Below are 19,187 nucleotides of genomic sequence, written 5' to 3' on the forward strand. Positions count from 1 at the left end.
CGCATCCCTCGCGACTGCAGACCCGGTGTCAAATAAATGCCCGTTCTCTCGGGGCATTTGGAAAACCCAGATTAGCCGCAGCCGGGCAGAAGTAAACCTAATAAATGCGGGCGCCTGGCTGACATTATTTTGACGACAGATCACCGTCTAAACCCCGCAGGCAGGCCTCAAATCGCCGTGTTTTTTTGCGCAAGAGAGTGCCGGTGCGCGGTGACTTGCCCGTTCCCGCAGCGGCACCGCGCTGACGTCGAAATATCATGCAATTTGTTGCTAACCACCCGCCGCCATTGAAACCACCGCTCACCTGCCCCATCTAACCTCCATACTTCACTATGCAGGTGCCCCATGAGCGACCAGCAAGAATTCCCCGATATCGACCTCAACGACTACGCCGACCCCGAAAACGCACAAACCCCGTCGTCCAACACCGGCCTGGCCCTGCCTGGGCAAAACCTGCCGGACAAGGTCTATATCATCCCGATCCACAACCGGCCGTTCTTCCCGGCGCAAGTGTTGCCGGTGATCGTCAATGAAGAACCCTGGGCCGAGACCCTGGAGCTGGTGAGCAAATCCGACCATCACTCCCTCGCGCTGTTCTTCATGGATACGCCGCCCGAAGACCCACGGCATTTCGACACCTCCGCCCTGCCGCTGTACGGCACTCTGGTCAAGGTGCATCACGCCAGCCGCGAAAACGGCAAGCTGCAATTCGTTGCCCAGGGCCTGACCCGCGTGCGCATCAAGACCTGGCTCAAGCATCACCGCCCACCGTACCTGGTGGAAGTCGAGTACCCGCACCAGCCCAGCGAGCCGACCGATGAGGTCAAGGCCTACGGCATGGCGCTGATCAATGCGATCAAGGAGTTGCTGCCGCTCAACCCGCTGTACAGCGAAGAGCTGAAGAACTACCTCAACCGCTTCAGCCCCAACGACCCGTCGCCCCTGACCGACTTCGCCGCCGCGCTGACCTCGGCCACCGGCAACGAGTTGCAGGAAGTGCTGGACTGCGTGCCGATGCTCAAGCGCATGGAAAAAGTCTTGCCGATGCTGCGCAAAGAGGTGGAAGTTGCGCGCCTGCAAAAGGAAATCTCCGCCGAGGTGAACCGCAAGATCGGCGAGCACCAGCGCGAGTTCTTCCTCAAGGAACAGCTCAAGGTGATCCAGCAAGAGCTGGGGCTGACCAAGGACGATCGCAGTGCCGACGTCGAGCAGTTCGAGCAACGCCTGGAAGGCAAGGTGCTGCCGGCCCAGGCGCAGAAACGCATCGATGAAGAGCTGAACAAGCTGTCGATCCTCGAGACCGGGTCGCCGGAGTACGCGGTGACGCGCAATTACCTGGACTGGGCCACCTCGGTGCCGTGGGGCGTGTATGGCGAGGACAAGCTCGACCTCAAGCACGCACGCAAAGTCCTGGATAAACACCATGCGGGGCTGGACGACATCAAGAGTCGCATCCTCGAGTTCCTTGCCGTGGGCGCCTATAAAGGCGAAGTCGCCGGCTCCATCGTGCTGCTGGTGGGACCGCCGGGCGTGGGCAAGACCAGCGTCGGCAAATCGATTGCCGAGTCCCTGGGGCGGCCGTTCTACCGCTTCAGCGTCGGCGGCATGCGCGACGAGGCCGAGATCAAGGGCCATCGCCGCACCTACATCGGCGCCCTGCCGGGCAAGCTGGTGCAGGCGCTCAAAGATGTAGAAGTGATGAACCCGGTGATCATGCTCGACGAGATCGACAAGATGGGCCAGAGCTACCAGGGCGACCCGGCGTCGGCCCTGCTGGAAACCCTCGACCCGGAACAGAACGTCGAATTCCTCGACCACTACCTGGACCTGCGCCTGGACCTGTCCAAAGTGCTGTTCGTGTGTACCGCCAACACCCTGGACTCGATCCCCGGCCCGTTGCTGGACCGCATGGAAGTGATTCGCCTGTCGGGTTACATCACCGAAGAAAAAGTCGCCATCGCCAAGCGCCACCTGTGGCCCAAGCAGCTGGAAAAAGCCGGTGTGGCAAAAACCAGCCTGAGCATCACCGACGGCGCCCTGCGCGCGTTGATCGACGGCTATGCCCGCGAAGCCGGGGTGCGCCAGTTGGAGAAGCAACTGGGCAAGCTGGTACGCAAAGCGGTGGTCAAGCTGCTGGATGAGCCGGACTCGGTGATCAAGATCGGCAACAAGGACCTGGAAAGCTCCCTGGGCATGCCGGTGTTCCGTAACGAGCAGGTACTGTCGGGCACGGGTGTCATCACCGGCCTGGCCTGGACCAGCATGGGCGGCGCCACCTTGCCGATCGAGGCGACGCGCATCCACACGCTCAATCGCGGCTTCAAGCTCACCGGGCAGTTGGGTGAAGTGATGAAGGAATCCGCCGAAATCGCCTACAGCTACATCAGTTCCAACCTGAAGTCGTTTGGCGGTGACCCGAAGTTCTTCGACGAAGCCTTCGTGCACCTGCACGTGCCGGAAGGCGCCACGCCCAAGGACGGCCCAAGTGCCGGGGTGACCATGGCCAGTGCGTTGCTCTCGCTGGCACGCAACCAGCCGCCGAAAAAAGGCGTGGCCATGACCGGCGAACTGACCCTGACCGGGCATGTACTGCCGATTGGCGGTGTGCGCGAGAAGGTAATTGCGGCGCGGCGGCAGAAGATTCACGAGTTGATCCTGCCAGAGCCTAACCGTGGCAGCTTCGAGGAATTGCCGGAGTACCTCAAAGAGGGCATGACGGTGCACTTTGCCAAGCGGTTTGCGGATGTGGCGAAGGTGTTGTTCTGATAGTTCTGTAGCGCCTGCACTGGCCTCATCGCGGGCAAGCCCGCTCCTACAGTTGGAATGCGTACTCTGTAGGAGCGGGCTTGCCCGCGATAGGGCCAGCACGGCCAACATCACCCCCCTGCTGTAACACCTTGTCTCATCTTCGGTTATGCTCGCCCTTCGTCGCCAATAAACGGAGCCTTCATGACCGCTGCCCGCCTGCTTCTTGCGCTAAGCCTCGCCCTGCTCGGGGCTTGCGCCAGTGCACCGAAGCAAAACGTCACCGTCGAAAAACAGAGCGCCTGCCCGCTCAAGCTCAAGGCCGGGCAAAACCTGACCCTGACCTTGCCGAGCAACCCCACCACCGGTTATCGCTGGGCGATCCAGGATTCGGCAGGCGGCGTGCTGCGCAGCCTCGGCCCCGAGGTCTACAGCAACCCCGAGGACGCCGGCGTGGTGGGTGCCGCCGGGCAATCCACCTGGCGCTTCCAGGCCTTTACCCCAGGCAGTGGCCGCCTGCGCCTGACTTCCCAACAACCCTGGGCCCCGGAAGTGAATCCGGTGGACACCTTTGACTGCGCCATTACGGTGAACTGATATGCCATGGATGATTCTTGCGTTGATGGGTGCCGGTACCTTTATCTACGGTCTGAGCACGCATGCCACCTTGCTTTGCCTGTTGGTCAAGCCGCTACCGGTGCTGGCGATGCTGGGCTGGCTGCATGACGCGCCGCCCAGCGACTATCGACGCTGGATCAGCCTGGGGTTGATTTTCTCCGTAGTGGGCGATGTGTTGCTGGCCTGGCCCGGCGACCTGTTTATCTTCGGCCTGGGCGCGTTTTTGTTCGCGCACCTGGCGTACCTCAAGGCCTACTTCAGCGACTGCCGCCGCCCGGCCCTGTTGCCACTGGCCCTGGCGCTGGGGGTTGGGGCAATTTTGTTGAGCATCCTGATTTCCCACGGCCTGGGCGATTTGCTGATTCCGGTGGTGGTGTACGCGTTGGTGATCAGCGCCATGCTCTGGCGTGCGCTGGCTCGCCTGGGCAGCGACGTGCCCAAGCGCTCGGCACAGCTGGCGGCCATCGGCGCGGCGTTGTTTGTGTTTTCCGACACCCTGATCGGCATCAACCGCTTTGTGGTGACCTTCGATGCGGCGCCGTATCTGTTGATCATCACCTACTGGTTGGGGCAATGGGGCATCACCGCATCGGCTTTCCATCAGACAACCCGCGCATCGCCTCGCCAACCTGGCTAAAATGCCGGCCTTTTCCACTTCGTCGCCGGAACAGCCGTGAGCAAAGAACCCGATCGCCTATTCGCCCAGCCCTTGCCCCAGGTGCCGGACTTCGCCTTTAACGAGGACGTGGTGCGGGTGTTCCCGGATATGATCAAGCGTTCGGTGCCCGGTTACCCGACCATTGTCGAGAACCTCGGCGTACTGGCGGCGCAGTTCGCCCAGCCGGGCAGTGTGCTGTATGACCTGGGTTCGTCCCTGGGCGCGGTGACCCAGGCCCTGCGGCGCCATGTGCGCACCGACGGCTGCCGGGTGATCGCTGTGGATAACTCGGCGGCGATGGTCGAGCGCTGCCGCGAATACCTCAACGGCCAGGACTCGATGTTCCAGGAGCTGCTGCCGGTGGAGGTGATCGAAGGCGATATCCTCGCCCTGCAGTTCCAGCCGGCCTCGGTGGTGGCGCTGAATTTCACTCTGCAATTTATCGCCCCCGAGGAGCGCCTGGCGCTGCTTGGGCGGATTCGCCAGGCGCTGCTGCCGGGTGGCGCGCTGATTCTCTCGGAAAAACTGCGTTTCAATGATCCCGAAGAACATGCATTGCTCACCGATCTGCACGTGGCGTTCAAGCGCGCCAACGGCTACAGCGAACTGGAAATCGCCCAGAAGCGCAGCGCCATCGAAAACGTCATGAAGCCCGACAGCCTCGAGGAACACCGTGAACGCCTGCTGGCGGCCGGGTTCTCGAAAGTCGTGCCGTGGTTCCAGTGTCTTAACTTTGCCTCGTTGATTGCCTTGCCATGATTGATCTGTCTCCCCTCGCCCGCCATCTGGTCGGCACTCCCCTGGCCGTATGGGCCCAGGGCCTGCAAGCACAACTCGATGCAAAGATGGAAAAGGGCCATGGCGACCTGGCCCGCTGGCAAAGTGCGCTGGACGCCTTGCCCAAGATCCTGCCAAGCAAAATCGACCTGCTGAACGGCCTGACCCTGGACACCGATTGCGATGACGCAACCCGTGAGCAGATGCATGCCGCGCTGATGGGCCTGAGCCCGTGGCGCAAGGGGCCGTTCAACCTGTTCGGGGTGCATGTGGACACCGAATGGCGCTCGGACTGGAAATGGTCGCGGGTCGCGCCGCACCTGAACCTCAAAGGCAAGCGCATCCTCGATGTGGGCTGTGGCAACGGTTATTACATGTGGCGCATGCTCGGCGCCGGCGCCGACAGTGTGATTGGCGTGGATCCCAACTGGCTGTTCTTCTGCCAGTTCCAGGCGGTGCAGCGCTACCTGTCGGCCCCCAACGCCTGGCACCTGCCGTTCCCGTTCGAGGACCTGCCGCCGAACATGGAAGGTTTCGACACGGTGTTCTCCATGGGCGTGTTCTACCATCGCCGCTCGCCGATCGAGCATTTGCTGGCGCTCAAGGATTGCCTGGTCAAGGGTGGCGAACTGGTGCTGGAGACGTTGGTGATCGAGGGTGATCAACAACAGGTACTGGTGCCAGAAGACCGTTACGCACAGATGCGTAATGTGTGGTTCCTGCCTTCGGTGCCGGCGTTGATGCTCTGGCTGCGGCGTGCCGGGTTCAGCGAAGTGCGTTGCGTGGATGTGAGCGTGACCACGGTCGAGGAACAGCGTGGGACAGAGTGGATGAAGTATCAGTCCTTGAGTGACTTCCTCGACCCTGAAGATCACAGCAAGACGATTGAAGGGCTGCCGGCGCCGATGCGCGCGGTGATTATCGCCAAGAAGTAACCCCCAATCGCCCTGAGAAAATGCAGATCAAGAATGTGGGAGCTGGCTTGCCTGCGATAGCGGTGGGTCAGCTACACATTTGGCAACTGGCAGACCGCTATCGCAGGCAAGCCAGCTCCCACAGTGATTGGGTTTTCACATTGAGATCAGGTGCTGGGCTTGGCCCTTCTGGCCTTGAAGAACTCACTCAACACCGTCCCACACTCCTCGGCCAGTACCCCGCCTTCATACAACACCCGGTGATTGAGAAAGCCCTGGCTGAAGAACTGCCCCTGGCTCTGCACAATCCCGGCCTTGGGCTCCAGCGCGCCGTACACCACCCGGGCGATGCGCGAGTGGACGATCAGCCCGGCGCACATGCTGCACGGCTCAAGGGTCACGTACAGCGTGCTGCCCGGCAGGCGGTAGTTGCTGACGGCCTGGGCCGCCGCGCGGATGGCGACCATCTCGGCATGGGCGCTGGGGTCGCTGCCGCTGATCGGGCAGTTGAAGCCGCGCCCGATGATTTCGCCGTCCTGCACCAGCACCGCGCCTACCGGTACTTCACCCAGGGCCGCGCCCTGGGCGGCAAGAGCCAGGGCTTCACGCATGAAGTCCTGGTCACGGCTGCGGTCGATGATCGCCGTGGGGCGAATCTGGCGCATCACGCCACCTCGATGGCGGCCATCAGGCCGGTTTCCATGTGGTCGATCACATGGCAATGGAACATCCACACCCCGGGGTTATCCGCCACCAACGCCACGCGGGCGCGCTCGTTCTTGCCCAGCAGGTAGGTGTCGGTGAAGTACGGCGTCACTTTATGGCGGTTCGAGGCGATGACCTTGAAGCTCATGCCATGCAGATGGATCGGGTGCTGGTACTGGGTCATGTTTTTCAATTCAAAGATGTAGCTCTTGCCCAACTCGAGCTTGGCAATCGGCCGGTCGGCGCAGGTCTTGTCGGTGATATCCCAGGCCTGGCCGTTGATCTGCCACAGGCTCGGCGGCCTGTTTTCGACGTTGACCGAGACCGAGCCGACCCATTCGAAATTGAAGTTGAGTTTCTCGGCATTGGCCAGGTCCGGCTCGGCAATCGGGTTGGCCGGCAACGCGGGCGGCCACTCGCCCGGCGCATCAGTATTAGCCACCGAGCGGAAGGTACCCAGGCGCACCGGGCCATTGCGGATCGACAGCTCTTCGCCGGCCGGCGGAGCCTTGATTGCCAGGCAGATGCGCATGCCCGGGCCTAGCCAGTATTCCTTGCCCAAAGGCCGTGGCTCGATGGGGTTGCCGTCCAGCGCGTAGATCTGCGCCTGGGCGTTGGGAATGTTCAGGCGATAGGTCAGGGTGTTGTCGAGGTTGAGCAGGCGCACCCGGGTGATTTGCCCGGCAGGCAGGTCGATGACCGCCTGCGGCACACCGTTGATGGTCGACAGGCGCCCGGCCGTACCGCCACGGGCTGCTTCGCGGGGGATGCTGAACTCGACAAATTCACCCTGCTCGTCGATATGCCAGTTTTTCAGGCTCAGGGTGCGTTCGTGCTGGAAGCCGGTGGGCTCGCGCTCCTCGACAATCAATGGGCCGACCAGGCCACGGCCCAGTTCTTCGCTGCTGCTGACATGGGGGTGATACCAGTAGCTGCCGGCGTCGGGCACGCGGAACTGGTAGTCGAAATACTCGCCAGGCAGTACCGGCAATTGCGAGACGTACGGCACGCCGTCCATTTCCAGGGGCAGGCGGATGCCGTGCCAGTGGATGGTGGTGGCAACGGGCAGGTGGTTGATAAAGCGCACCCGCAGCCATTCGCCCTGGCGTACACGCAACTCGGTGCCCGGCGCCGAGGGGCCAAAGGCCCAGGCTTGGGTCTTGTGTCCCGGCACCAGTTCCACGTCCAACGGTGCGGCAATCAACTCGTAATCACGCCCGGCGCTGGCGTCCGCGACTTTCCCCAGCCAGTAGCGATAGGCGCCACCGGCACCGACACCCACCACTGCCAGGCCGGCGAGGCCACCAAGGATTTGTCGACGGGAAAAGGATCGGGACACAACAACCTCACGGATCTGCGCGGGCCCAGGGCCCGCAAAGGGCAAATACGATACACCCCTGCCGGCTAAACAGTAAGGCTTCGCATTGCCGCATGTGGGAAAGGGCTTGTGTAGGAGCGGGCTTGCCCGCGATAGCGCTGTGTCAGTCAATAGAGGTATCGACTGAAACTCCCTTATCGCGGGCAAGCCCGCTCCTACACAAGCCCGTCCCACGTTGGATCTTCAGCGTTGGTTAGGGCTTGGCGGCGGCCAGGATCAGCGCTTTCATCTCAGCGACCGCGCCCTTGAAACCGACGAACAGCGCATGGGCGACCAGGGCGTGGCCGATGTTCAGTTCGTTGACGCCCTTGATCGCCGCCACGGCTTCGACGTTGTGGTAGTGCAGGCCATGGCCGGCGTTGACCACCAGGCCCTCACGCAGGCCGCAGGCCACGCCATCGATGATGCGTTGCAGTTCGTCGGCGACTTCGGTCGGGGTTGTGGCATCGGCGTAGCGCCCGGTGTGCAACTCAATGGCCGGGGCGCCCACACGGCGCGAGGCTTCGATCTGCCGTTCGTCGGCGTCGATAAACAGCGAGACTTCACTGCCGATCTGCGACAGGCGCTCGACGGCGGCTTTGATCCGCGCTTCCTGGCCGGCCACATCCAGGCCGCCTTCGGTGGTCAGTTCCTGGCGGGTTTCCGGGACCAGGCAGATATGTGCCGGGCGGATGCGCTCGGCGAAGGCCATCATTTCTTCGGTGATGCCCATTTCGAAGTTCATGCGGGTTTGCAGCACGTCCTTGAGCACCAGTACGTCGCGCTCCTGGATGTGCCGGCGGTCTTCGCGCAGGTGCACGGTGATCCCGTCGGCGCCTGCTTCTTCGGCATCCAGCGCAGCCTTCACCGGATCAGGGTAGCGAGTGCCCCGGGCCTGGCGCAGGGTGGCGACGTGGTCGATGTTGACGCCAAGAAGAATGCGATTGCTGGTGGTCACGGAAGCGCTCCTGAAAAGGGAAAGAATCGGTGCACAGCATACACGGGGATGTCAGGGCTTTCGAAACAACTCGCGACTGACCAGCGGCCGACCGCCCAGATGCACGGCCAGGGCCTGGCGCATCAGGCGCTTGGCGGCAGACAGGGCACCAGGCGCTGTCCAGTCAGCCTCGCTCATGGCCAGCAGTTCGGTGCCCTGGAACAGGCCCGGTTGCAGCAGATAGACGCGCTCCAGCCCGGCGTCCACTTGCAGGCGGTACATGCCGTCGCTGGCGATTGGCTCGCCGTGCAGGTCGTTGCTCAGTTCAAAACCGTAGCCCAGGTCGTCGAGCAGGCGCCATTCGAAGGCACGCAACAGCGGCTCCAGGGGACGGCCTTCGGCCAGGGCCAGCAAGGTGGCGGCGTAGTGATCGAACACCGCGGGGTGCGGGTCTTCGGCGGGCAGCAGGCGGATCAGCAATTCGTTGAGGTACAGGCCACTGAACAGCGCCTCGCCATTGAGCCAGGCCGAGGTGCCGATGCTTTCCAGGCGGCCGACGTTTTTCAGCTCACCCTTGCCGCGAAACTCCACCTCCAGGGCCACGAATGGCCGCGCCAACGTGCCCGCCTTGCCCCGCGCGCTGCGCAGTACCGCGCGTAGCCGGCCTTGGGGCGTGAGGAAGTCCACCAGGGCGCTGGTCTCGCGGTAGGCGCGGCTGTGCAGGACGTAGGCGGGTTGGCTGGGGGGTGGGGATTGGGACATGAATGTCTCTTCGCAGAACTTAAGAACAGCGATAAACCAATGTGGGACCTGTCTTGTGTGGGAGCTGGCTTGCCTGCGATGCAGACGCCTCGATGTGTCACGTAGACCGAGGCGATGCTATCGCAGGCAAGCCAGCTCCCACACAAGCCCGCTCCCACATTTTGTCCTGCGGTGTTACTGGTGACTGATTACAGGTCGCCGTAGCCCAGGGAGCGCAGTGCGCGCTCATCATCAGACCAGCCACCCTTAACCTTCACCCACAGGTTAAGCATGATCTTGGAATCGAACAGCAATTCCATGTCCTTGCGCGCCTCGGTGCCGATGCGCTTGATGCGCTCGCCCTTGTCGCCAATGATGATTTTTTTCTGGCCGTCACGTTCGACGAGGATCAGCGCATGGATATGCAGGGTCTTGCCCTGCTGCTTGAACTCTTCGATTTCCACGGTGATCTGGTACGGCAGCTCGGCACCCATCTGGCGCATGATTTTCTCGCGTACCAGTTCGGCGGCGAGGAAACGGCTGCTGCGGTCGGTGATCTGGTCTTCCGGGAAGAAGTGCTCGTTCTCCGGCAGGTAGCCGGCGATCACCCGCTCCAGGGCTTCGAGGTTGTGCCCGTGCTGGGCCGAGATCGGCATGATCTGGGCGTTCGGCAGTTGTTCCTGCAACCAGCTCAGGTGCGGCATCAACTCGGCTTTGTCTTCGATACGGTCGGTCTTGTTCAGCGCGACGATCAACGGGCCGGTGACATACTGCACACGCTCCAGCACCATCTGGTCCTCATCGGTCCACTTGGTGCGGTCAACCACGAAGATCACCACGTCGACGTCTTTCAACGCCGCCGAAGCGGTCTTGTTCATGTAGCGGTTCAGGGCTTTCTCGCCGCCTTTGTGCATGCCCGGGGTGTCGACATAGACCGCTTGCACGTTGCCTTCGGTCTTGATGCCCAGCATGTTGTGGCGGGTGGTCTGCGGCTTGCGCGAGGTGATCGCCAGCTTCTGCCCCAGGATATGGTTGAGCAGCGTGGACTTGCCCACGTTGGGACGGCCGACGATGGCAACATAGCCACAGCGTGTTGCGGTTGAATCAGTCATGGCCATTCTCCACGCCCAGGGCAATCAGTGCTGCAGCGGCCGCTACCTGTTCGGCAATACGACGGCTCACACCCTGACCTCGGCTTTTTTCGTTCAATAAGGTGACTTCGCATTCGACGAAGAACACACGGCAATGCGGCTCACCCTGGATATCCACCACTTCGTAGCGTGGCAGTTCGCAGCCGCGCGACTGCAAAAATTCCTGCAAGCGGGTCTTGGGATCCTTGTTGGTATCCACCAGGGTCAGGCTGTCGATTTCCGACGCCAGCCAGGCCATGACCCGCTCCTTGGCCACTTCCATCCCGGCATCGAGATAGATCGCGCCGATCAGGGCTTCCAGGGCATCGGCCAGGATCGACTCGCGGCGGAAACCGCCGCTTTTCAACTCGCCGGAACCCAGGCGCAGGTATTCGCCCAAGTCAAAACCACGGGCCAGGACGGCCAGGGTCTCGCCTTTCACCAGGCGCGCGCGCAGGCGCGACAACTGGCCTTCACGGGCCAGGGGGAAGCGGTTGAACAGGGCTTCGCCAGCGGCGAAGTTGAGGATGGCATCACCGAGGAATTCCAGGCGTTCGTTGTTGCGCCCGGCAAAACTGCGGTGTGTGAGGGCAAGGACCATCAATTCCTGGTCCTTGAAGGTGTAGCCGAGCTGACGCTCAAGACGACTCAAAGAAACGCTCACGGTTTACCTACTTTCAGTACGTGGCGGCAAAGGCCATCGACGATTAACGCTGTGTTCAAATTCAAATCCTGGCAATGCTGTGTGTTGCTCGAGGCCGGACCAATGTCCAAGCCCCAGAAAAGCATTCGGCGCTGTGTTCACAGCGCCGCATGGATTACTTGATCAGCCCCACCCGCGAGAAGTTCGGCAGGTGGCTGAGCTTGGGTTCGGGCCAGCTCATCCAGACCGCGAAGGCCTTGCCGACGATATTCTGGTCGGGAACCATGCCCAGCAGCTCCTTGGGAATGCTTGGATCATCCCAGTAGCGGCTGTCATTGGAGTTGTCGCGGTTGTCGCCCATCATGAAGTAGTGCCCGGCAGGCACGGTCCACTGGTTGTCGGGCGGCGAACGGTAGCGGCTCATTTCCTTGCGGATCTGGTGCTCGACCGCCCCGAGTTTTTCCTCGTACAGCTCGGCGCTGCCCAGGGTGTTCGGCTCGGAACCGATGAGTTTCTCGGCCACCGATTCGCCATTGACGAACAGGCGCTTGTCGCTGGTGTAGCGGATCACGTCACCCGGCAGGCCGACCACACGCTTGATGTAGTTGACGTTCGGGTCGCTTGGGTAGCGGAACACCATCACATCGCCGCGCTGCGGATCACCCACCTCGATGATTTTCTTGTCGATCACCGGCAAGCGGATCCCGTAGGAAAACTTGTTCACCAGGATGAAGTCGCCCACATCCAGGGTTGGTTTCATCGAGCCCGAAGGAATCTGGAACGGCTCTACCAGAAACGAGCGCAGCACCAGCACGATGAACAACACCGGGAAGAACGACTTGCCGTATTCAACCAGCAAAGGCTCTTTGTTCAGCTTCTCGATCACTACGCCATCGGGCTGGCTGACGCTGCCCTGATAGGACGCGATGGCCGCCCGACGACGCGGGGCGAAGAACAGCAGATCGAGCAGCGCCAGGAGACCACAGACGGCAACGGCGATGACCAGCAACAGCGGGAAATTTAGTGACATAGGACCTAACTATCCAACCTGAGCACCGCAAGGAAGGCTTCTTGTGGAATTTCCACGTTGCCCACTTGCTTCATGCGTTTTTTACCGGCCTTTTGCTTCTCGAGCAGCTTGCGCTTACGGCTCACGTCGCCGCCATAGCATTTGGCCAGTACGTTCTTTCTGAGTGCCTTGACGGAAGTCCGCGCAATGATCTGCCCGCCAATGGCGGCCTGGATCGCGACGTCGAACATCTGGCGCGGAATCAGTTCTTTCATCTTCTCGGTCAGTTGGCGACCTTTGTAGTGCGCATTGTCCTTGTGGACGATGAGCGCCAGGGCATCAACCTTGTCACCGTTGATCAATACATCGAGCTTCACCAGATTGGCCGATTGATAACGGTCGAAATGGTAATCCAGCGAAGCATAGCCGCGACTGGTGGATTTGAGACGGTCAAAGAAGTCCAGGACCACTTCGTTCATCGGCAAATCGTAGGTCACTTGGACCTGGGTACCGAGGAACAGCATGTCGTGCTGCACGCCACGCTTTTCGATACACAGGGTAATGACGTTGCCCAGGTGTTCCTGCGGCACGAGAATATTGGCGCGCACGATCGGTTCGCGCATGTCTTCGATGGACGACAGATCCGGCAACTTGGACGGGTTGTCGACGTAAATCGTTTCACCGGTTTTCAGCGCCAGCTCAAAAATAACGGTTGGCGCGGTGGTGATCAGGTCCAGGTCGTACTCGCGCTCCAGGCGCTCCTGGATGATCTCCATGTGCAGCATGCCCAGGAACCCGCAGCGGAAGCCGAAGCCCAGGGCATCGGAGCTTTCCGGGGTGTACTGCAACGACGAGTCGTTGAGGGTCAGCTTTTGCAGGGCTTCGCGAAAATCCTCGAAGTCGTCGGAGCTGACCGGGAACAGACCGGCATAAACCTGTGGCTGGATGCGCTTGAAACCTGGCAGCACGTCGACATCAGGCGTCGAGCTCAAGGTCAGGGTGTCACCGACCGGCGCACCGTGGATATCCTTGATACCGGCAATGATGAAGCCTACTTCACCGGCTTTCAGATCAGTGGTAGCGGTGTGCTTGGGGTTGAATACACCGACGCTGTCCACCAGGTGGATCTTGCCGGTGGACTTGACCAGAATCTTGTCGCCCTTCTTCACCCGGCCATGGCGCACGCGTACCAGGGACACAACGCCCAGGTAGTTGTCGAACCAGGAGTCGATGATCAACGCTTGCAGCGGATCTTCGTAGTTGCCGGTTGGCGCGGGAATGGTCTTGACCAGGCGCTCGAGCACTTCGTCGACACCCAGGCCAGTCTTGGCGCTGCACTCGACGGCGTCGGTGGCGTCAATGCCGATGATTTTTTCGATTTCTTCCTTCACGCGGTCCGGATCGGCCTGTGGCAGGTCGATCTTGTTCAGCACCGGCATGACTTCCAGGCCCTGCTCGATGGCGGTGTAGCAGTTGGCCACGGACTGGGCTTCTACGCCCTGGCCCGCATCCACTACCAGCAACGCGCCTTCACAGGCCGCCAGGGAACGGCTGACTTCATAGGTAAAGTCGACGTGGCCCGGGGTGTCAATGAAGTTCAGCTGGTACTTGATACCGTCTTTGGCGGTGTAGTACAGGGTAACGCTGTGGGCCTTGATGGTGATCCCGCGCTCGCGTTCGAGGTCCATGGAGTCCAGGACCTGGGCTTCCATTTCACGCTCGGCAAGGCCGCCGCACATCTGGATGAATCGATCGGCCAGCGTCGACTTACCATGGTCAATGTGGGCGATGATGGAGAAATTGCGGATATGACTCAAATCACTCACGGATCAACACTCAAAAAGGCTGCAGGCAGATTGCCCGCTGAAAAATAGCCGGGAATTGTACCTGATGCTCGGGCCAGACGTCATCTTTGGCGACCAATAACAAAAATGCCCCGTTCTTGCGAATGGGGCATTTTTTGTTCAACAAGCGCGGATCAACCGGCCCGGCGCAGCAGCCAGAACCCGGCCAGGGCACAGATGGCGGTCGGCACCAGCACCGCAAACAGCGGCGAGAAGCCGAATACCAGGCTCGACGGCCCCAGCAGGTCCTGGGCAATGCGGAAGGTGAAACCGACCAATACCCCGGTAAATACCCGCTGGCCCAGGGTTACCGAGCGCAACGGGCCGAAAATAAACGAAATCGCCATCAACACCAGTGCAGCGGTCACCACCGGCTGCAACACCTTGACCCAAAATGCCAGCCAGTAGCGGCCGTTGTTCAGGCCCTGGTCCTTGAGGTAGTGGATATAGCTCCACAAACCGGAGATCGGCAGGCTTTCCGGGATCATCACCACGGTATTGAGCAGTTCCGGCTTGAGCGCGATGTCCCAGGCCTGTGTCGGCTCGTTGATCACCTCGGTGCTGGCCTCGGTGCCTTTGCCGGGGTTGCGGAAATGAGTGGTGGTGACATCGCTCAACACCCACTGGTTGTCATTGAACTGTGCCCGTTTGGCAAAGCTCGACGACAGCATGTGGCGCTCTTCATCAAAGCGATAACGGGTGACACCCACCAACAGGCCACCGGGTTGCACCGCGTTGATGTGGATGAATTCATCGCCCTGGCGGTGCCACAGGCCTCGCTTGGAGCTCTGGGCATCGCCCGAACCCTGGGCCAGCGCACGGTTGGCCTGGGCGGTGGTTTCCGCCGGTGGCGCCACGTATTCGCCGATCAATACACTGGCGGCCATCAGCAGCAGCATGGGTTTCATCACGGCCCAGACGATACGGGCGATGGACACCCCCGCCGCGCGCATGATGGTCAGCTCGCTGTTGCTGGCCAGGCTGCCCAGGCCGATCAGGCAGCCGATCAGCGCGGCCATCGGCATCATGTCGTAGAGGCGGCGCGGTGCGGTCAGCGCCACGTAGCTCAGTACGTCAGTGACCGTGTAGGTATCGGTGACGTTGCCCACTTCATCAATGAAGGCAAACAACGACGCCAACCCGAGGATGATGCCCAATACCGCCAGGATGGCGACCAGTACGCTGCTACCGATGTAGCGATCCAACTTACCCACGAGCCATCTCCTTCATGCCGCGACGGCTCTGCATTTTCAAGCGAATCGGTTCCCAATACAGCAGGCCCAGGCCAATCACCAGGAAGATGCCGTGGACCCACCACAGCCCCAGGGTCGGCGACAGCTTGCCCTTCTCCAGGGAGCCACGGGCGGAAATCAGGATGGTCAGGTAGGCCATGTACAGCAGGATCGCCGGCAGCAGCTTGAGGAAGCGGCCCTGGCGCGGGTTGACCCGGGACAGCGGCACCGCCATCAGCGTGACGATAAACACCAGCAGTGGCAGGGAAATACGCCATTGCAGTTCGGCAATCGAGCGCAACTCCTTGCTGCCGATCAGGGCCGGGGTCGGGATCGCGTCGCGGTCGGTGACCTCGTTGCTCACATCCGGCCGGGCCAGCATCACCCCGTAGGTGTCGTACTTGATGGCGCGGTAGTCGGCCTGGCCGGGGCTGCCGTCGTAGCGATAGCCGTTCTCCAGGATCAGGTAGCGGCTGCCATCCGGACGCACTTCCTGGCGCCCGCTATCGGCCACCAGTACGGAAATGCCACGGTCTTTCTTGTCCTGGCCCAGGCGCTTCTCGGAGATGAACACGCCGCCGAGGTTGGCCCGATCGTCGGTCATGCGCTCGGTGTAGGTCACGCGGGTGCCGTCGTTGAGCGCCTGGAAGCGGCCCGGCTCGAGGGTGTCGAACTCGGTCATCGCGTCCTGTTTGTTGAGCACCAGTTGGAACTGCATGGCGCCCTGGGGGGCCAGGCTCAGGCTCAACCAGGCCACCACCAGCGCCACGCCAGTGGCCGGGACCATGGTCATGGCCAGCAGGCGCTGCTGGCTCATGCCGGTGGCAGAGAGCACGGTCATCTCGCTTTCGAGGTAGAGCCGGCCATAGGCCAGCAGGATCCCGAGAAACAGGCCCAGGGGCAGGATCAGTTGCAGGAACCCCGGCAGGCGAAAGCCCATGATCAGGAACAGCGAACCCGGATCCAGGGCCCCCGAGGCAGCCTGGGCCAGGTATTTGACGAAACGACCACTCATGATGATGACCAGCAACACCGCACTCACGGCACTCAGGGTCAGCAGGACTTCGCGGGACAGATAACGGAAGACAATCAAACCAGACACTCCAGGGTTGTCAGGCTAAGGCGGCCAAACAAGCAAGCATATCAAGTCGCCCCGTTGACACGGGCCGGCGAAAAAGATGGCGCATTATCCTGTGATTGTCGGCGCCTGTCACGGAGCTTGCTCACAGCCGTGCACAAAGCTGGCGTCAAGGGTTGTCAGGCTCGGGCGGCGCGGTACAAACTGCGGGCCTTGTCGGGCTCGCCTACAGGCGGCCCAGCCTACAGGCCGGAGTACAGACTCCAGGCTCTTTGACCTTATATAAGGGACCCGAACATGGAATTGGTTGTAAAAAGCGTTAGCCCCGAAACGTTGAAGACCGCCACCCTCGTGGTCGCCATCGGCGAAGGCCGCAAGCTCGGCGCGGCCGCCAAACAAGTCGATGAACTGAGCGGTGGCGCCATCAGCGCCGTGCTCAAGCGTGGCGACCTGGCCGGCAAGGTCGGCCAAAGCCTGCTGCTGCAAAGCCTGCCCAACCTCAAGGCCGACCGCGTATTGCTGGTGGGCGTGGGCAAGGACGCCGAACTGGGCGACCGCCCGTTCCGCAAGATCATCAGCGCCATCCTCAACACCCTCAAGGGCCTGGGCGGCAGCGATGCGGCACTGGCGCTGGACGAAATCGTGGTCAAGGGCCGCGACAGCTATGGCAAGACCCGCCTGCTGGCCGAAACCCTGCTGGATGGCGGCTACACCTTCGACCAGTTCAAGAGCCAGAAAGCCGAACCCCGCGCCCTGAAGAAAATCACCCTGCTGACCATCAAGGCCGCCCAGGCTGAAGTACAGCGCGCCACCACCCACGCCCAGGCCATCGCCGCCGGCATGGCGTTCACCCGCGACCTGGGCAATATGCCACCCAACATCTGCCACCCGACCTACCTCGGCGAACAGGCCAAGGCCTTGGGTAAAGAGTTCAAGGGCCTGAAAGTCGAAGTGCTCGACGAGAAGAAGATCAAGGAACTGGGCATGGGCTCGTTCTATGCCGTGGGCCAGGGCAGCGACCAGCCACCCCGCCTGATCGTCATGCAATACAACGGCGGCAAGAAGGCCGACAAGCCGTTCGCCCTGGTCGGTAAAGGCATCACCTTCGACACTGGCGGCATCAGCCTCAAGCCGGGCGCCGGCATGGACGAGATGAAGTACGACATGGGCGGCGCCGCCAGTGTCTTCGGCACCCTGCGTGCCGTGCTCGAACTCAAGCTGCCGATCAACCTGGTGTGCATCCTGGCCTGTGCCGAGAACATGCCGAGCGGCGGGGCTGCGCGCCCAGGTGACATCGTCACCACTATGAGCGGCCAGACCGTGGAAATCCTCAACACCGACGCCGAAGGTCGCCTGGTGCTGTGCGATGCCCTGACCTACGCCGAGCGCTTCAAGCCACAGGCGGTGATCGATATCGCGACCCTGACCGGTGCCTGCATCGTCGCCCTGGGTTCCCATACCTCGGGCCTTTTGGGCAACAGCGACGAGCTGGTCGAGCAACTGCTCAGCGCCGGCAAGGCCGCCGACGACCGTGCGTGGCAACTGCCGTTGTTCGATGAGTACCAGGAGCAACTGGACAGCCCGTTCGCCGACATCGCCAACATCGGCGGACCAAAGGCCGGCACCATCACCGCCGCCTGCTTCCTGTCGCGCTTTGCCAAGAACTTCAACTGGGCCCACCTGGACATCGCCGGCACCGCCTGGACCAGCGGTGGCAAAGACAAGGGCGCTACCGGTCGTCCGGTGCCGCTGCTGACCCAATACCTGCTGGATCGCGCCAAGGCCTAAACATCACGGCCCCTGCTTGACCCTGTAGGAGCGAGCTTGCTCGCGAAAAACCTGAGGACAACGCGTTCATTCAGAATGAACGCGTCATCGTTAACGATTTTCGCGAGCAAGCTCGCTCCTACAGGTAAAGCATGCAGGCCGCTGCAGGACATGTAATGACCCAAGTCGACTTCTATATATTGCCCAGCGCCGATCCGTCGGCGCGCCTGGACTTTGCCTGCAAGCTCACGGAAAAAGCCTGGCGCATGGGCCATCGCATCTACCTGCATTGCAGCGACAGCGCCCAGCGTGACGACCTCGATGCCCGCCTGTGGCGCTTCAAGGGCGAGAGCTTCGTGCCCCACGGCCCCGCAGAATCGGAGCCTGAGAGCCTGGTGGTACTGGGTGTGGGCGACAGTTGTGGTGATCACCATGACCTGTTGGTCAACCTGGACCTGAAAGTGCCGGCGTTCGCCAAGGGTTTCGCCCGCGTGGCGGAAGTGGTGGTGGAAGATCCGGCTATTCGTCAGGCCGCGCGGGAGAGTTTCCGTTTCTACCGCGAACAGGGCTATTCTCTGCAAGATCACCGATTACAGCGACTCTGAGCACATGATGGACACTTCAAACCCGCTAAAACCGTCTGACCACCTGCTGGACGACCTTGAGTCGATCCGCCAGTTGCTGGGTGATGACAACCTGCAACCACCGCTGCTGACCGATACCGTCGCAGAAGAGGTACAGATCCCCCTGCTGTTCGACCAGGTCGGCGCCAAGCCTGGCGTAGCCGAGCCTGTCGAGCCGCCCGTCGTACAAGCGGCGCCCACGCAACCTGCCGCCGAAAAAGCCCCCGACGCTCTGCTGCTGCACCTGGACAACGAACTGCGCGCCGCTGCGCAATTGATCATGCAGGACGTGATCGACGACTTTGCCCCGCACATCGAAACCGAGATCAAGCGCCGGATGGATGCGCGCATGGAGCGGTTGCTCAGCCAGTACCAGTCCTGAGATCCCCTGTAGGAGCGGGCAAGCCCG

Annotated in this window: 18 protein-coding genes; 8 read left to right on the plus strand and 10 right to left on the minus strand. The window is 61.6% G+C overall.

Annotation, left to right across the window (positions count from 1 at the left end; translation table 11 throughout):
* The first annotated feature begins 345 nt into the window (after positions 1–345).
* The 5 genes from lon to cmoB all read left to right on the plus strand — a co-directional run bounded on the left by lon (position 346) and on the right by cmoB (position 5,733).
* On the plus strand, positions 346–2,766 hold the full coding sequence (gene lon / locus HBO05_RS06065) for an endopeptidase La (RefSeq protein ID WP_262376934.1): 2,421 nt from the start codon (positions 346–348) through the stop codon (positions 2,764–2,766).
* Between the two features lie 183 nt (positions 2,767–2,949).
* A complete protein-coding gene (locus HBO05_RS06070; RefSeq protein ID WP_169954495.1) occupies positions 2,950–3,342 on the plus strand; it encodes a protease inhibitor I42 family protein in 393 nt (130 codons plus the stop codon).
* A 1-nt stretch (position 3,343) separates the two neighbouring features.
* Positions 3,344–4,000 carry a lysoplasmalogenase gene (locus HBO05_RS06075; RefSeq protein WP_169954496.1) on the plus strand — a complete coding sequence of 219 codons (657 nt, stop codon included), beginning with the start codon at positions 3,344–3,346 and terminating at the stop codon, positions 3,998–4,000.
* A gap of 36 nt (positions 4,001–4,036) precedes the next feature.
* Positions 4,037–4,780 (plus strand): carboxy-S-adenosyl-L-methionine synthase CmoA, encoded by a 744-nt coding sequence (gene cmoA / locus HBO05_RS06080; protein WP_169954497.1) that lies wholly within the window; start codon positions 4,037–4,039, stop codon positions 4,778–4,780.
* Positions 4,777–5,733, plus strand: a complete 957-nt coding sequence (gene cmoB / locus HBO05_RS06085; protein ID WP_170041800.1) for a tRNA 5-methoxyuridine(34)/uridine 5-oxyacetic acid(34) synthase CmoB — start codon at positions 4,777–4,779, stop codon at positions 5,731–5,733. Before cmoA ends, cmoB begins: the two co-directional genes overlap by 4 nt.
* Before the next feature lie 146 nt (positions 5,734–5,879).
* On the opposite strand, the gene tadA is transcribed toward cmoB, so the two are convergent.
* From tadA to lptF, 10 genes are all read right to left on the minus strand, one after another.
* Complete coding sequence (gene tadA, locus HBO05_RS06090; RefSeq protein ID WP_169954499.1) at positions 5,880–6,377, minus strand: tRNA adenosine(34) deaminase TadA; 498 nt, start codon at positions 6,375–6,377, stop codon at positions 5,880–5,882.
* The gene (locus HBO05_RS06095) at positions 6,377–7,756 is read right to left on the minus strand and encodes a multicopper oxidase family protein (RefSeq protein ID WP_169954500.1); all 1,380 of its coding nucleotides are present in this window, start codon (positions 7,754–7,756) and stop codon (positions 6,377–6,379) included. The genes tadA and HBO05_RS06095 overlap by 1 nt, the downstream gene beginning before the upstream one ends.
* 232 nt (positions 7,757–7,988) lie before the next feature.
* A complete protein-coding gene (pdxJ, locus tag HBO05_RS06100; protein ID WP_170041799.1) occupies positions 7,989–8,732 on the minus strand; it encodes a pyridoxine 5'-phosphate synthase in 744 nt (247 codons plus the stop codon).
* Between the two features lie 51 nt (positions 8,733–8,783).
* On the minus strand, positions 8,784–9,473 hold the full coding sequence (recO, locus tag HBO05_RS06105; RefSeq protein WP_169954502.1) for a DNA repair protein RecO: 690 nt from the start codon (positions 9,471–9,473) through the stop codon (positions 8,784–8,786).
* A 188-nt stretch (positions 9,474–9,661) separates the two neighbouring features.
* Positions 9,662–10,564: a GTPase Era gene (gene era, locus HBO05_RS06110; RefSeq protein WP_029297473.1), complete on the minus strand. Its 903-nt coding sequence runs from the start codon at positions 10,562–10,564 to the stop codon at positions 9,662–9,664.
* A complete protein-coding gene (rnc, locus tag HBO05_RS06115) occupies positions 10,557–11,246 on the minus strand; it encodes a ribonuclease III (RefSeq protein ID WP_029297476.1) in 690 nt (229 codons plus the stop codon). The genes era and rnc overlap by 8 nt, the downstream gene beginning before the upstream one ends.
* Positions 11,247–11,400: 154 nt before the next feature.
* The gene (lepB, locus tag HBO05_RS06120) at positions 11,401–12,255 is read right to left on the minus strand and encodes a signal peptidase I (protein WP_032859965.1); all 855 of its coding nucleotides are present in this window, start codon (positions 12,253–12,255) and stop codon (positions 11,401–11,403) included.
* A 5-nt stretch (positions 12,256–12,260) separates the two neighbouring features.
* Positions 12,261–14,060, minus strand: a complete 1,800-nt coding sequence (gene lepA, locus HBO05_RS06125; RefSeq protein WP_003210439.1) for a translation elongation factor 4 — start codon at positions 14,058–14,060, stop codon at positions 12,261–12,263.
* A gap of 152 nt (positions 14,061–14,212) precedes the next feature.
* Complete coding sequence (gene lptG / locus HBO05_RS06130; RefSeq protein ID WP_169954503.1) at positions 14,213–15,292, minus strand: LPS export ABC transporter permease LptG; 1,080 nt, start codon at positions 15,290–15,292, stop codon at positions 14,213–14,215.
* Complete coding sequence (gene lptF / locus HBO05_RS06135) at positions 15,285–16,403, minus strand: LPS export ABC transporter permease LptF (protein ID WP_169954504.1); 1,119 nt, start codon at positions 16,401–16,403, stop codon at positions 15,285–15,287. Before lptF ends, lptG begins: the two co-directional genes overlap by 8 nt.
* Before the next feature lie 282 nt (positions 16,404–16,685).
* Between lptF and HBO05_RS06140 the strand changes: the two genes are divergently transcribed.
* From HBO05_RS06140 to HBO05_RS06150, 3 genes are all read left to right on the plus strand, one after another.
* The gene (locus tag HBO05_RS06140) at positions 16,686–18,176 is read left to right on the plus strand and encodes a leucyl aminopeptidase (protein WP_169954505.1); all 1,491 of its coding nucleotides are present in this window, start codon (positions 16,686–16,688) and stop codon (positions 18,174–18,176) included.
* Positions 18,177–18,331: 155 nt separating this feature from the next.
* Complete coding sequence (locus tag HBO05_RS06145) at positions 18,332–18,760, plus strand: DNA polymerase III subunit chi (protein ID WP_169954506.1); 429 nt, start codon at positions 18,332–18,334, stop codon at positions 18,758–18,760.
* Between the two features lie 7 nt (positions 18,761–18,767).
* Positions 18,768–19,160: a DNA polymerase III subunit chi gene (locus HBO05_RS06150; RefSeq protein WP_169954507.1), complete on the plus strand. Its 393-nt coding sequence runs from the start codon at positions 18,768–18,770 to the stop codon at positions 19,158–19,160.
* The last annotated feature ends 27 nt before the right edge of the window (positions 19,161–19,187 follow it).

The sequence above is a fragment of the Pseudomonas sp. WS 5079 genome (assembly GCF_012985465.1).
Taxonomy (GTDB): domain Bacteria; phylum Pseudomonadota; class Gammaproteobacteria; order Pseudomonadales; family Pseudomonadaceae; genus Aquipseudomonas.

Excerpts from the sequence above, each read along its gene's own strand:
- lon (WP_262376934.1), top strand. The coding sequence starts at position 346 with ATGAGCGACCAGCAAGAATTCCCCGATATCGACCTCAACGACTACGCC.
- lepB (WP_032859965.1), bottom strand. The coding sequence starts at position 12,255 with ATGTCACTAAATTTCCCGCTGTTGCTGGTCATCGCCGTTGCCGTCTGT.
- HBO05_RS06145 (WP_169954506.1), top strand. The coding sequence starts at position 18,332 with ATGACCCAAGTCGACTTCTATATATTGCCCAGCGCCGATCCGTCGGCG.
- HBO05_RS06075 (WP_169954496.1), top strand. The coding sequence starts at position 3,344 with ATGCCATGGATGATTCTTGCGTTGATGGGTGCCGGTACCTTTATCTAC.
- era (WP_029297473.1), bottom strand. The coding sequence starts at position 10,564 with ATGACTGATTCAACCGCAACACGCTGTGGCTATGTTGCCATCGTCGGC.
- HBO05_RS06140 (WP_169954505.1), top strand. The coding sequence starts at position 16,686 with ATGGAATTGGTTGTAAAAAGCGTTAGCCCCGAAACGTTGAAGACCGCC.
- cmoB (WP_170041800.1), top strand. The coding sequence starts at position 4,777 with ATGATTGATCTGTCTCCCCTCGCCCGCCATCTGGTCGGCACTCCCCTG.
- HBO05_RS06070 (WP_169954495.1), top strand. The coding sequence starts at position 2,950 with ATGACCGCTGCCCGCCTGCTTCTTGCGCTAAGCCTCGCCCTGCTCGGG.
- recO (WP_169954502.1), bottom strand. The coding sequence starts at position 9,473 with ATGTCCCAATCCCCACCCCCCAGCCAACCCGCCTACGTCCTGCACAGC.
- tadA (WP_169954499.1), bottom strand. The coding sequence starts at position 6,377 with ATGCGCCAGATTCGCCCCACGGCGATCATCGACCGCAGCCGTGACCAG.
- HBO05_RS06150 (WP_169954507.1), top strand. The coding sequence starts at position 18,768 with ATGGACACTTCAAACCCGCTAAAACCGTCTGACCACCTGCTGGACGAC.